Annotated in this window: 11 protein-coding genes; 8 read left to right on the top strand and 3 right to left on the bottom strand. The window is 60.9% G+C overall.

The features are described 5' to 3' along the window. The first annotated feature begins 97 nt into the window (after positions 1–97). Complete coding sequence (locus tag LMTR3_RS06895; protein WP_065744347.1) at positions 98–826, top strand: response regulator; 729 nt, start codon at positions 98–100, stop codon at positions 824–826. Further along, positions 823–2,073 carry a sensor histidine kinase gene (locus LMTR3_RS06890; protein WP_065744346.1) on the top strand — a complete coding sequence of 417 codons (1,251 nt, stop codon included), beginning with the start codon at positions 823–825 and terminating at the stop codon, positions 2,071–2,073. Before LMTR3_RS06895 ends, LMTR3_RS06890 begins: the two co-directional genes overlap by 4 nt. Positions 2,074–2,144: 71 nt before the next feature. Here the strand turns inward: LMTR3_RS06890 and LMTR3_RS06885 are convergent, their stop codons facing one another. Then, on the bottom strand, positions 2,145–3,458 hold the full coding sequence (locus tag LMTR3_RS06885) for a patatin-like phospholipase family protein (RefSeq protein ID WP_245319796.1): 1,314 nt from the start codon (positions 3,456–3,458) through the stop codon (positions 2,145–2,147). A 3-nt stretch (positions 3,459–3,461) separates the two neighbouring features. Then, positions 3,462–4,277, bottom strand: a complete 816-nt coding sequence (locus LMTR3_RS06880) for a DUF3313 domain-containing protein (RefSeq protein WP_245319795.1) — start codon at positions 4,275–4,277, stop codon at positions 3,462–3,464. Here LMTR3_RS06880 and LMTR3_RS39060 point away from each other — a divergent pair. Both LMTR3_RS39060 and LMTR3_RS06875 read left to right on the top strand, forming a co-directional pair. Then, entirely contained in the window at positions 4,267–4,419 is a 153-nt protein-coding gene (locus LMTR3_RS39060) for a hypothetical protein (protein WP_245319793.1), read from the top strand. The two genes, LMTR3_RS06880 and LMTR3_RS39060, sit on opposite strands and share 11 nt — an antisense overlap. 411 nt (positions 4,420–4,830) lie before the next feature. Beyond that, positions 4,831–5,553, top strand: a complete 723-nt coding sequence (locus LMTR3_RS06875) for a response regulator transcription factor (RefSeq protein WP_065744344.1) — start codon at positions 4,831–4,833, stop codon at positions 5,551–5,553. Positions 5,554–5,613: 60 nt separating this feature from the next. Here the strand turns inward: LMTR3_RS06875 and LMTR3_RS06870 are convergent, their stop codons facing one another. Beyond that, a complete protein-coding gene (locus tag LMTR3_RS06870; RefSeq protein ID WP_065744343.1) occupies positions 5,614–6,213 on the bottom strand; it encodes a TetR/AcrR family transcriptional regulator in 600 nt (199 codons plus the stop codon). 200 nt (positions 6,214–6,413) lie between these two features. Between LMTR3_RS06870 and LMTR3_RS06865 the strand changes: the two genes are divergently transcribed. From LMTR3_RS06865 to LMTR3_RS06850, 4 genes are all read left to right on the top strand, one after another. After that, positions 6,414–7,655 (top strand): efflux RND transporter periplasmic adaptor subunit, encoded by a 1,242-nt coding sequence (locus LMTR3_RS06865; RefSeq protein WP_065744342.1) that lies wholly within the window; start codon positions 6,414–6,416, stop codon positions 7,653–7,655. Positions 7,656–7,681: 26 nt separating this feature from the next. Beyond that, a complete protein-coding gene (locus LMTR3_RS06860; RefSeq protein WP_065744341.1) occupies positions 7,682–10,870 on the top strand; it encodes an efflux RND transporter permease subunit in 3,189 nt (1,062 codons plus the stop codon). 539 nt (positions 10,871–11,409) lie between these two features. Next, the gene (locus LMTR3_RS06855) at positions 11,410–12,072 is read left to right on the top strand and encodes a DoxX family protein (protein WP_065744340.1); all 663 of its coding nucleotides are present in this window, start codon (positions 11,410–11,412) and stop codon (positions 12,070–12,072) included. Positions 12,073–12,102: 30 nt separating this feature from the next. Beyond that, positions 12,103–12,840, top strand: a complete 738-nt coding sequence (locus LMTR3_RS06850) for a class I SAM-dependent methyltransferase (RefSeq protein WP_065744339.1) — start codon at positions 12,103–12,105, stop codon at positions 12,838–12,840. The last annotated feature ends 240 nt before the right edge of the window (positions 12,841–13,080 follow it).

Genomic DNA, 13,080 nt, shown 5'->3' with positions numbered 1-13,080 from the left:
GATCGGCCGGAAGCCGGAATTTGCTACGATTTGCGGCTTTCTTCGACCTGGCTTCGCTGTAGAACATACTTTCCGAGCCATCCACGAACGACGGTCCATGAGTGAACAAACGCCTCAGATTCTTGTGGTCGATGACGATCCCGAGATTCGAAAACTGCTCGCCCGTTATGTCGAAGGACAGGCATTTCGTGTTCTACTGGCGTCGAGCTGCAGCGAACTCCGCGAGCGCCTGGCAGCCGATCGGATCGATCTTGTCGTTCTGGACGTGATGCTGCCGGACGGGTCGGGTCTCGATGCATGCAGAGACCTGCGGGCGAAACGGAACACGATCCCGGTCATTCTTCTGACGGCCCTCAAGGAAGATGTCGATCGCATTCTTGGTCTCGAGATGGGAGCCGATGACTACCTCGGTAAGCCATTCAATCCGCGAGAACTGGTAGCGCGGATTCGCGCCGTATTACGGCGCCGCTCGGAGACGGCTTCTCTTCGCGAGAACGCGAAGAAGTATCGGTTCGAAGGGCTCATCGCAGACCCGCAACTGCGCAGCGTGACCGACGCTCAAGGCAACGCGATCGAATTGACCGGCGCGGAATTCGATCTGTTGCAGGTGTTCCTGGACCGGCCCGGACGCGTGCTTTCGCGGGACCAGCTTCTGGATCTCACGCGTGGCCGTGACGGGGACGTATTCGATCGGTCGATCGACGTGCTGGTCAGCCGCTTGAGGCGCAAGCTGGACAGCTCGGGGACCACACGTCTACTGAAGACGGTTCGCAACGGCGGTTATCAGTTCGCCGTGAAGGTCGAGCTCCAGGACCTTCCATCGTGAACACGTTGCGGGCCAAACTCGCCATGCTCATCGCGGTGGTCATCATTTCCGTGGTCAGCGTTTCAACGGGGCTCCTAGTGTACCTGTTCAACCCGCCGGACGAACGGCAAGCGATCGGTCCTATGGCCGAGCAGGTCGATTTTCTCGAGCAGGTCGTGCGCGTCGCGCCAACGCTGGTTACGGTTCAGCAGGAGCCAGCCGGCGGAAAAATCGCGGCCGATCTCACGGCTTGGCTGCGCGATGAGCTGAAGGCTCGAGGACTGTCGCGCAATGTCGTGGTGTCTCGGAAGAACGACCTGCCTCTGTTGTCGATACCCGTGGACCAAGGGTGGATCATCATACAGATACCCGACCTGCCTCCGCCGGGAGGAATCTTCAATCTACTTCTCATGTGGCATTCGCTCATCGCGCTTGGTTCGCTGGCAGTCGCCCTTTTCTTTGCGAACCGCATGGTCAAACCTCTCGTTGTGCTTGAGCGTGCGATCGAGTCGGTCGGGCCGGATGCCCTGCTGCCCGAACTTCCCATGGCAGGTCCAGCAGAAGTCCGCGTCACCGCCAAGGCACTCAACTCCCTGTCCTCCCGGCTCAAGGTAGCAATGGAAAGTCGGATGCGCCTCGTTGCCGCCGCCGGACATGATCTGCGGACACCAATTACGCGCATGCGTCTGAGGGCAGAGTTCGTCGAAGACGACGATGACCGTGCGATGTGGCTGAAGGATATCGACGAGCTCGGTCGAATTGCGGATAGTGCAATCCTGCTCGTGAGAGAAGAATCTGGAAAATCGGCGCCCGAACCTCTCCGAATCGACGTATTGGTTTCCGAAATCGTGAACGAATTGCGGACGCTGTCGTACGACGTCACGCTCACGCGCTCCACGGCCGGGGTCGTGCGCGCAAATCGGACCGGTCTCAGTCGCGCGTTTCGAAATCTGATCATCAACGCCGCCACCCACGGAAAGCGGGCGCGCGTCGCCGTCGAGAACACACCGTCGGCGATGATTGTCGTCATAGCCGATGATGGCCCAGGGATCCCGCCCGATATGATTGGGCAGGTCTTCGAGCCATTCTTCCGCGCCAACCGCGCGCGTACGAAGCATTTCGATGGTGCAGGACTTGGTCTAACGATCGCAAACGAGATCGTGCAACGAGCTGGAGGCAGCATCACGATAGAAAATGGCCCCTTGCGAGGATTGCTTCAGACCGTGAAGCTGCCGGCTGAGCCTATGGAACCATCGGCGTCCAACTAGCCCATGCATTCATGAAACGACGTGCTTGCGTTGGGCGATGTCCAATTCTGCAGTTACAGAAGCAAAGCCCTTCAGTCCGGCAACGACACGGCCAAATCCGACGTTTGCCCATGCAGCGGCGCGGGATGGAGAGCGTTCCTGGTTAATCCCGGAGGGCCTTTCATCCAGGGATAGCCTCGGAAACCGGCTCGATAGCCCTCGTCGTAGAGGGCCTGCATGTACCTTAATTCGAACAGTTCCTCTCTCGTGACGCTGAACTCTGACGGAATCGCCGCCAGGTTGAAGTCGGTACCGTCGATCTGTGTCTTGGCATAGATGCGGTAAAGATCTCCAATTCCCTGGTTCTTGATGAGAGTGGAGATCGAACGCCGCGAGATCGAGAAGATACCCGCCTCGACGGCTTCCCATTCCGGACTGATTTTTCCATTTCGGATAATGAAGAGGCGCGTTGCAGTTCGCTTCGACCAGGGATCGCCGTCGCGGATGGCCAGTGAAGGACGCGGCACGAAGACCTGCTGTGTCACTCCACCATCCACGTGCAGCTCTTCATAGGTCCGGCCCCCGACCCGAACCGTGATGCGCACGGGAGGAAAAGCGCCTGGTATCGACGCAGAAGCGAGGAGAATCTTGCGGAAAAGGTTGAGGGCCTGCGGGTGGCCGCTCGTCGCGATCCTTCCCATGTCCCAGAGGACCGGCCGCTGCGCGTCCAGGTTCGTTGTCCCGATGAGCAGTACCCGTCCCTTCCTGCGCTCAATGGCGATGTCGCGTAGGAAGCGGTCGTCGACATGTTTGGCGATCAGATGCTCGAGCGGGGAACTGTCGAACAGGCCGGATCCCAACAGCGGCGACACGATCCCGGGATCGTAGATGTCACTCCGCTTGTACTTCGTGAATACTTCCCTCAGCTCCGCATCCCGGTTCCGTCCCAGGTAGACGAATGGAGCGGTGAGCGCGCCGGCGCTGACGCCGGTGACGAGATCGAAATCGGGTCTGCTCCCGGTATCGCCCCAGCCAACCAGGAGACCGGCCCCGAATGCACCATTGTCTCCCCCGCCCGAGATAGCGAGGATATTGACCTCCGGCGATTGCCGCTCCCGCCGTCTTCGCGTCGCGGCCAACACGTCGGTCTTTGGCTTTTCGGTCCTGGAGAGGACGGCAAAAGATTCAGCCGACGCGTCTCCCCAGACGCGGATATTCGGCATGCCGGCAAGGTGGGCTTCGTCGGCAAGCCACTCCGGTACGACTTCGCGGGAAATCATGGTTGCGCATCCAGCGCCCGCCACGGCAAACACAAGCAGAGCTGCAATACGAAGCAGGCTCTCCCGCCTGAATGCCGCGATCACGAGCGTTGAGCGCGCGGCAATCGTCCAATCACCGAATGCCAATTGTTACGGCTTTCGAGCTACTTTCGGCCCGTCATCGGTCCATTCCGGCGGCAGCCCGAGCTTGCCACCGACCAGACCGGCGATGCCTGGAGCGCGGCCGTAGTTCTCACACGCCGCATACTTCGGCGCGAGGCCCATCTTCGAGCCGATTTTGTCCCAGGAAGGAATATCGATGCCTACACCCTCGAAAGGACTCTCGCCCTTGTTGAGCAGGTTTGCGAAGTCATCGCCGAATGCTCCGGCCAAGTCGTACGCGTCGCTCGCTTTCGATGCCCTGGGTGTGCTGAAAAAGGCGGTCGCACCTCTTCCCCAGACCATGGCCGCCTGCTGTTTGCCCGAGCGGTCGACTGCTTCAGCCTCGATGGAGAGATCTCCCAGGCCGATCGGAATGCGCGGGACTGGGATCGGAACGCTGGTATCCACAAAGCTTACACCTATCGAAGTCGCGGCCGAGATGCCGGCAGCAACCTCGTCTGTCTCTGTTGCACGAGTAACGGCGGCGCGCACAGTGATGTCCGCTGCGACGTCCGGCGTAACAACTTTGTAGCGGTCGCTGAGGCTTACACACAGGGCGCGGTTCACCGCGTTCGCCACCAGCACCCGCTGCTCGTTTGACAGCGTCGGCGCGACGTTAGGAGGGAAGACTGTCGGCGCTATGTTGATGGTCTTCGCCGCCGCCAATTGCTCCTTTCTTACCTGAAGGCGCGACTTCGTGACCTTGCCATCGGATGGTTTCAGTCCATCGTAGGACGATAGACCGCCACCTTGCACAAGCGGGGCAGTCGCGCAGCCTGGCAGCAGGCTAACAATGGCCAACATCGGGAGAAACATTGAACAATGCGGCTGGCGGGCCTCGATTCCATTCAAGGGCCGGTACTTTGATGCGGAGAAGCGCCCGATCTCGCAGTCCAGCCCCCGCTTCGATGGCGACCTTGAGAGCCTCACGGCGAAAAAAATCTGAACGAGCGCTGCTGCCGAGCCTCCGCCCGCAAAAGGTGCTAATCGTACTGCAGCAACCAACGTCAAGGCAGCCATCACACCCGACAACTGCTGATACGTGCTGGAAAAGCATCTTCTCCGTACAAGCCGGATCAAGCGCGACGGGCGATACTTGACCCGACATGGGCGGTAGAAAGGAAAAGTAGCATAGGACCTGGATCGATTGAGAGTGGCCGCGGAGCGCATTCAGACCCCCTGATAGTTGAACCTGCGCCCTTGATAGACGGCTCACATGGCTCGGAATCTGGCCCCACATGGCCGAATGTTGCTGCCCCACCCCCATTTGTGTCGAAAGATGTCCAAGCGACTTGAGGACAGCCTTTGTTACAAATATCTCCCTCGAACCTGCCTCGATGTGACTAAACCGGCCCCCATGCACGCACCGCAAATTCTCGTTGTCGATGATGACCTTGAGATTCGAAAGCTTCTGGCACGCTACATGAAGGAGCAAGGATTTCGCGTGCAGCTCGCTTCGAGGTGTGCCGAAGTACGCGAACGGATTGCGACCAACCAGATCGATCTCATCGTCCTCGATGTCATGCTGCCCGATGGATCCGGGCTCGATCTTTGTAGGGACCTACGCTCGAAGCGATCGAACGTCCCGATCATTCTGCTCACGGCGCTGAAGGAAGACGTAGACCGGATCATCGGTCTCGAGTTCGGCGCCGACGACTACCTTGGAAAGCCATTCAATCCGCGCGAGCTTGTCGCTCGCATCCGCGCGGTCCTTCGCCGCGGCCAAGATGACCGTTCCGCGCAGGACGGGAGGGGCCGCTATCTTTTTGAAGGCTTCGTAGCCGACCCATTTGCCCGTTCGGTGCTCGATCCGGAGGGTGGCAACATCGAGCTCACGGGTGCCGAGTTTGATCTGCTCCTGACCTTTCTCACTCGTCCCGGCCGCGTGCTCTCACGGGACCAGTTGCTCGATCTGACACGGGGGCGCGATGAAGACGTCCTGGACCGCTCGATCGATGTGCTGGTCAGCCGCCTACGGCGCAAACTTGCAGCCGGCGGCACAGCTCAAATGTTCAAGACTGTCCGTAATGGCGGCTACCAGTTTGTTGCCAAGGTTACTCATTTGGATGAACGGATATGAACACTCCTGGCGACGTTGAGTCGCCCATCGCGTAGTTCGGCTCGGCAAGAAGATGACCTCTCACTTGGCCGACTGTTCTTCGAAAACTTTGACGGATACGTTCGCCACTTGCCGCAACGCTTCGCGATCGGCGCCTGATGACGCCATCACGCCCATACCGGCGGACACCGCCGACAGATAGCGCGCCAGCGCGGCAGCGTCGGCGGACGGCTTCAGATCGCCCTCCTTTTTCGCCCTGACGAAGCGTTCGCGGAGCTGATCTTCGGTTAGTGCACGGCGCGCTGCGAGCTCGAAGGGAACGTTCTCCGAACCGGTACCGCAGGCGAGGCCGCCTTGCACGAGCAGGCAACCGGGCGGATTGTCGGGATCGGTTTGGCTGTCTGCGGTACCCATGAGCATCCGCTCCGCGACGTCGCGGGCGGTTGGCGCGCTCAAAACCTCCTCCATCCAGGCCGCACGTTTGGCCGTGTATCGGTCGAGGGCAGCCTTCAGAAGACCTTCCTTATTTCCAAATGCCGCATAGAGGCTCGGCGGGTTAATGCCCATCGCCTCGGTAAGCTGCGCAATGGTGGCGCCCTCATAGCCATGTCTCCAGAAGACTTCCATCGCCTGATCCAATGCGGCATCGGCGTCGAATTCTCTTGGGCGTCCCATCGCCATTCGCGTTACTCCCTCGAAGCCGACGCCGTTTTCCGTTCGGCGTTCATTCCTCTAACCTTCTGATTTATCGCGATTCTTTTATTTGATTTCCAGTGTTGCGGCTTGCGACATAAGATTTTCGTAGTGGATGGTACATAAGTATCTTGCAGACTGCCGTCCAGCTCCACATCTGTAGCGAACACTACATTTATGGAGCGCAAATGCCCCCATCCGCAAATACCTTCCATTCCGGCCGTTTCCGACGCGTTGTCGGCGGCGTTGCCATCATCGGCGCCCTCGTGGCGGCCGGCTCGATCGCGAGCGGCCGCTATTTTCATGCGGCCCAGGCGACCACCGGGACCGCACCCGAGCAAGCCGTCTCCGTCACGATCTCGGTAATCGAGCCGCGTCGGACCGCGCTGTGGGATGACTTCTCTGGACGTCTCGAAGCCGTCAACCGCGTCGAGCTCCGCCCCCGCGTCGCCGGCGCGATCCTGTCGGCCAATTTTGTCGAGGGCGCGCTCGTGAAAGCCGGCGATGTCCTGTTCAAGATTGATCCGGCGCCCTACGCCGCCGAAGTGGATAAGGCCAGCGCACAGCTCGAGGCAGCAAGGGCGCGGGCGATCTTCACTGCCAGCGAAGTCGAGCGCGGCGCGCAGCTCGTCGGCAACGCCGTCGTCACGCGGCGCGATTTCGATCAGCGCGACAACGCCAATCGCGAAGCGATCGCCAATGTGAAGGCGGCCGAGGCGACGCTGCAGACTGCAAAGCTCAATCTGAACTACACCGAGGTCCGCGCACCCATCGATGGCCGTGTCGGCAAGATCGAGGTGACCGTCGGAAATCTCGTGGCCGCAGGGACTGCCTCCCCGGTCCTGACCTCTCTGGTTTCTGTCAATCCGATCTATGCGAGTTTCGATGCGGACGAGGAGATCGTGCTGCGGGCGCTGAGTTCCATTGCAGATAGTTCGGGCAAGCGCGGCAATCTTGATCAAATACCCGTCGAGATGACCACTTCTGGCGGCACATCGGCCAAGGGCCATATCCAGTTGATCGACAACCAGGTCAATGGCCAGAGCGGCACGATACGCGTCCGCGCGGTATTCCAGAACGAGGATGGACGCCTCATCCCCGGCCAGTTCGCGCGGGTGCGGATGGGCCAGCCTCAGCAACAGACGCTGGTGATGATCGACGAGCGAGCCATCGGTACCGATCAGGATAAGAAGTTCGTTATGGTGGTCAGCGACGACAACCGCGCGGTCTATCGCGGAATAACGCTCGGCGGCGCCGTCGACGGGCTCCGCATCGTGACGGGTGGTCTAAAATCCGGTGACCGCATCGTCGTGAACGGCCTGCAGCGGGTACGCCCGGGGGCGCTCCTGAAGACCGAAATCGCGGCGATGGGCTCGCGCGGACCGCAGCAGGCCTCGAACGCCGGCAGCCGGCAAATCGTGCAGCGCTAACGACCGTCAGCGCTTGGGGCATAGCAATGAATCTCTCAAAGTTCTTCATCGATCGGCCGATCTTTGCCGGCGTGCTTTCGATCGTGATCTTCCTGGCCGGCCTGATCTCGCTCTTTGCCATGCCGATCTCGGAGTATCCGGACGTCGTGCCGCCCTCCGTGGTGGTGCGCGCGACCTACCCTGGCGCCAACCCGAAGGTGATCGCGGAAACAGTGGCAACGCCGATCGAGGAGCAGATCAACGGCGTCGAGAACATGCTCTACATGAGCAGCCAGGCAACCACCGACGGGGCGATGACGCTGACAGTGACGTTCCGCCTCGGCACCGATCCCGACAAGGCGACGCAGCTCGTGCAGAACCGCGTGCAGCAGGCAGCGCCGCGCCTGCCGGCGGTGGTTCGCCAGCTCGGCATTATCACCAAGAAGAGCTCGCCCGACCTCACCATGGTCGTGCACCTGCTGTCGCCGAACAATCGCTACGATATGACGTATCTCCGCAACTACGCGGTGCTGAACGTCAAGGACCGCCTGGCGCGGATCGACGGCGTCGGTGATGTCCAGCTCTACGGTGCCGGCGACTACTCGATGCGTGTCTGGATCGACCCGCAGAAGGCCGCCGAGCATAGCCTCACCGCAAGCGACATCGTGAGGGCGATCCAGGCGCAGAACGTCGAGGCCGCCGCCGGCGTGGTCGGCTCCTCGCCGAGCGTCAAGGGCATTGACCTCCAGATGTCGGTCAACGCCGAAGGTCGGCTCGCGAGTGAAGAACAGTTCGGCGACATCGTGGTCAAGACCGGTTCGCGTGGCGAGGTGGTGCGGCTGCGCGACGTCGCGCGCATCGAATTAGGTGCGTCCGAATACGGCCTGCGCTCGCTGCTCGACAACAAACAGGCGGTGGCGATCCCGATCTTCCAGGCGCCGGGCTCCAACGCGCTCCAGATCTCCGACCACGTCCGCGCCACCATGGCCGAGATCAAGAAGAACATGCCCGAGGGCGTATCCTACCAGATCGTCTACGATCCCACGCAGTTCGTGCGCTCGTCGATCGAGGCGGTGATCCACACGCTGCTGGAGGCGATCGCGCTGGTGGTACTGGTGGTCATCCTGTTCCTCCAGACCTGGCGGGCTTCCATCATTCCGCTCCTGGCCGTGCCGGTGTCGATCGTCGGCACATTCGCCGTGATGCACGTGTTCGGCTTCTCCATTAATGCGCTCAGCCTGTTCGGCCTGGTGCTCGCGATCGGCATCGTCGTCGACGACGCTATCGTCGTGGTCGAGAATGTCGAGCGCAACATCGAGGCCGGGCTGTCGCCGCGAGACGCCACCTACCAGGCAATGCGGGAGGTCTCCGGCCCCATCATCGCGATCGCACTGGTCTTGATTGCCGTATTCGTTCCCCTCGCCTTCATCTCCGGCCTCACCGGGCAATTCTACAAGCAGTTCGCGCTGACGATCGCGATCTCGACCGTGATCTCCGCGGTCAACTCCCTGACGCTGTCGCCGGCATTGTCGGCGTTGCTGCTCAAGGGCCACAATGAGCCCAAGGACAGGCTGACCCTCATCATGGAAAAAGGGCTCGGCTGGTTCTTCCGCGGCTTCAACCGCGCCTTCGCGCGCTCCTCGGAGAATTATAGCGGCAGCGTGTCCAAAGTGATCTCCGGCAAGGCGGCGGTGATGGGCGTCTATGTACTCCTGATTGGCCTGACCGCCCTGCTCTTCCAGCAGGTGCCGAGCGGCTTCGTCCCGGGTCAGGACAAGCAGTACCTCGTCGGCTTCGCACGCCTGCCCGACGGCGCCACGCTCGACCGCACCGAAGAGGTCATCCGCAAGATGAGCGACATTGCGTTGACGCAGCCCGGCGTCGAGAGCTCGGTGGCGTTCCCCGGCCTGTCGATCTCCGGTTTCACCAACTCCTCCAACGCCGGAATCGTGTTCTCTACCTTGAAGCCGTTCGACGAGCGCAAGGATGCCGCGTTGAGCGGCCCCGCGATCGCGGCCGAGCTGAACAAGAAATATGCCGGGATCCAGGAAGCCTTCATCGCCATGTTCCCGCCGCCGCCGGTCAACGGGCTCGGCACCATCGGCGGCTTCAAGCTCCAGATCGAGGACCGCGCCGGCCTCGGCTATGACGCGCTGAACGAGGCGACCAAGGCGTTCATGGCCGCGATGCAGAAGGCACCGGAAATCGCCGGCGTCTTCTCGAGCTTCCAGGTCAACGTGCCACAGTTGTTCGCCGACATTGACCGCACCAAGGCCTTGCAGCTCGGCGTGCCCGTGACAGAAGTCTTCAACACGCTGCAGATCTATCTGGGCTCGTACTACGTCAACGACTTCAACAAGTTCGGGCGCACCTATTCGGTCTATGTCCAGGCTGACGCGCCGTTCCGTGCGCGGGCCGACGACATCCGGCAGTTGAAGGTGCGCTCTGCGTCCGGCGACATGATCCCGCTCTCGGCGCTCTTGAAGATTCGCCAGAGCGCCGGGCCTGAACGCGCGATCCGTTACAACGGTTTTTTGTCCTCCGACATCAACGCCGCGGCAGCGCCCGGCTATTCCTCCGGTCAGGCCCAGGAAGCGGCCACACGCATCGCCGCCGAAGTGCTACCGCCTGGCTTCGCCTTTGAATGGACCGACCTGACCTATCAGGAGTTCATCGCCGGCAACTCCGGCATCTGGGTTTTTCCACTGGCGATTCTGCTGGTGTTCCTGGTGCTGGCTGCGCTCTATGAGAGCCTGACCCTGCCCCTGTCGATCATCATGATCGTGCCAATGGGGTTGCTTGCCGCGATGTTCGGCGTCTGGATGTCGAAGGGCGACAACAACGTCTTCACCCAGATCGGATTGATCGTGCTGGTGGGATTGTCGGCCAAGAACGCGATCCTTATCGTCGAATTCGCGCGCGAACTGGAGTTCGCGGGCCGTTCGCCGATCCGGGCAGCGATCGAGGCAAGCCGCCTGCGGCTGCGTCCGATCCTGATGACCTCGATGGCATTCATCATGGGCGTTTTGCCCCTGGTGCTCTCGACCGGTGCCGGTTCGGAAATGCGCCGAGCCATGGGCGTCGCCGTCTTCTCTGGCATGATCGGCGTCACGGTGTTTGGCCTGTTCCTGACACCCGTGTTCTATGTTCTGTTGCGCACCGTCACGGGACTGAAGCCGCTGACCAACCATTCCGCCAGTGTAGCGACCGGTCATGCGCCGGAGGCCGGCCGCTAATGCGGAGCGCTCTGATCGAACGACGGACCGTGGTGGCCGGTCAAACGTCGAGCGCCCATAGGCCGCGGAACGCATGCGAGCCGCGGCCCTTCGGCGCGCGGCAGAACGAGCCGCGCACGATCGACGAATAGATCAATCTCGACGAGTACGACCGGCGCTGGTCTCGTCCCAACCAAAATATCGAAAACAACCCCATGCAAAGTAGCACGATAGCGGCACCGGATACCGAAGACATTGACCCGTCGGGGAAATCAGTGGTTCAAATCCATCATCGCGCCCACGATTGAGTTTCGGCGGCGGCAAACTACTGCTGGACGTTTGATCTGACTAGGCTCTCCGCCCTTCAATCGTAGATTCGGCGACGGCGCATCGCTTGCCGAGTTGTCGAGCTTTTGATGCCGGCACCCTTCCAACGTAACAACCGCGCGTTCTCCTGCGTAGTAACCTAGGCAGGCGCACCCTCGACGCTCGCGCGGGCGGTGCGCTCGTCAGCTAACCGATACGCCGAATAGCTGTTCAATCCTTTGGAGCACGCGCCCATGCCCAAAAATCCCTTTACCGATGTCTGGCAGTTCCTGACCGCGACTACAGGCGATTATCTCAGTCTGGGAAACTGGCGCTTTCTGATCCTGGCGCTGTTCTGGGCGCTGCTGCTCGCCGGTATTGCCGTGGCCTTCCGGAATTGGCGGGAGGATCCGGCGCAACGCACCGGCCGACATCTTGGAATCTGGCTGGTCCGGGTCCTGATCGGCTGTATGTGGTTCGAGGGCATGTTGTGGAAACTGCCGCTGCCCGTGTCCGGCGGTCTGCAATACTGGACCGAACAGGAAACGACCCGTGCGGCGTTCGAGTTTCACAGCACCTTCCTGAAGGAGATCGTGCTGCCCAACATGAAGATCTTTGGGCCAATCGTTTTTCTTGGCGAGCTTGCGTTCGCCACTTCGATGATCCTCGGGCTTGCGGTGCGGTTTGTCGGCGTGCTGGCCATTGCCTATGTGCTGCAACTCTGGCTCGGCATCTATCGGCCGGGCGATCCGGCCGAGTGGCCGTGGTCGTACATGTTCCTGGCCATGCTGATGTTCCTGTTTGCGCTCGAGGGAGCCGGCCGCAGTCTCGGCCTTGATGCCTGGTTGCGCCGCAACGTGCCCGCCGTGCGGGATGGAAAGGGACTTATTGGCCGGTTCTTCAACATCGCCGGTTAGTCGTTATCGTTTTGCGTGGGAGACGAGTAGATGATGGCACTAGCCCGCGCGGTGACGCTTCTTGTGGGCCTGAGCGCAAGTTGCGGATACGCCGCTGACATTGGCTATCTGGCTCCGCCGGGTGTCCCTGCAAAGGAGTTTCCCGCGCCTCAGCGCGCAGTTGCGCAGATCGTGAGCCCAACCCGTGCCTCTGAGGAGCACCGCGATTCACTGAATGAGGCCGCTGAGATCGCCCGCCTTCTTGAACTCAAGGCTGGCATGACAGTCGGCGACATTGGTGCCGGCGCTGGCTACCACACGGTCCGTCTCTCCCGTCTCGTCGGTCCTACTGGCTCCGTCATCGCCCAGGACGTCACGCGACGTTACCTGACCGCGCTAGGCAGGAGAACGCAACGCCTGAAGCTGACAAACGTCAGATTCGCCCTGGGCGAACCACACGACCCGCGCCTGCCCGCCTCCTCGCTGGATGCCGCCATTCTCGTGCACATGTATCACGAGATAACCCGACCCTATGCCTTCCTCTACAATCTCGCGCCCGCCCTGAAGCGGGGCGCGCGGGTGGGAATTGTCGACATCGAGCGTCCGACGTCGGAGCATGGCACGCCAATCAAGCTATTACGTTGCGAACTGACCGCCGTTGGCTATCGCGAGGTGACCACATATCAGCTCGCAGGCGACGGCGGATACCTGGCGGTGTTTTCGCCACCGGAGAATCGAAAATCTCCCCGGAATATCGTTGCTTGCGGGGATCGTGCCGGCGCTCGCTGATCACCTGGTGGAGGCCGATGCCTATCCCAACCAGAATGAAGATAAGATAGCGCGATTAGTTAGCACTACTTTGGCAGATTTTGAGCGGCATAGGATTCCCAAATCAGTTTCCCATGATTCATGGGTAGTCGGCCTTTGGAGGGGCCGACCATGGTTGGCAACACGCTGGATTGGAATGAAGAGCTTGGACGCTGGCTCAAGCCATTTCTGGATCGGTTGGGTCATAAAGCGCGGCGACAA

It is taken from the genome of Bradyrhizobium sp. LMTR 3, from assembly GCF_001693485.1.
Lineage (GTDB): Bacteria > Pseudomonadota > Alphaproteobacteria > Rhizobiales > Xanthobacteraceae > Bradyrhizobium.
Note: the sequence above shows the minus strand (reverse complement) of the source record. Positions and strands in the feature narration are given on the sequence as shown.

Bases quoted from the DNA above. Each gene is read 5' to 3' on its own strand.
- LMTR3_RS06895 (WP_065744347.1), top strand. From the start codon at position 98: ATGAGTGAACAAACGCCTCAGATTCTTGTGGTCGATGACGATCCCGAG.
- LMTR3_RS39060 (WP_245319793.1), top strand. From the start codon at position 4,267: ATGGCCAACATCGGGAGAAACATTGAACAATGCGGCTGGCGGGCCTCG.
- LMTR3_RS06880 (WP_245319795.1), bottom strand. From the start codon at position 4,277: ATGTTGGCCATTGTTAGCCTGCTGCCAGGCTGCGCGACTGCCCCGCTT.
- LMTR3_RS06875 (WP_065744344.1), top strand. From the start codon at position 4,831: ATGCACGCACCGCAAATTCTCGTTGTCGATGATGACCTTGAGATTCGA.
- LMTR3_RS06870 (WP_065744343.1), bottom strand. From the start codon at position 6,213: ATGGCGATGGGACGCCCAAGAGAATTCGACGCCGATGCCGCATTGGAT.
- LMTR3_RS06865 (WP_065744342.1), top strand. From the start codon at position 6,414: ATGCCCCCATCCGCAAATACCTTCCATTCCGGCCGTTTCCGACGCGTT.
- LMTR3_RS06860 (WP_065744341.1), top strand. From the start codon at position 7,682: ATGAATCTCTCAAAGTTCTTCATCGATCGGCCGATCTTTGCCGGCGTG.
- LMTR3_RS06855 (WP_065744340.1), top strand. From the start codon at position 11,410: ATGCCCAAAAATCCCTTTACCGATGTCTGGCAGTTCCTGACCGCGACT.
- LMTR3_RS06850 (WP_065744339.1), top strand. From the start codon at position 12,103: ATGATGGCACTAGCCCGCGCGGTGACGCTTCTTGTGGGCCTGAGCGCA.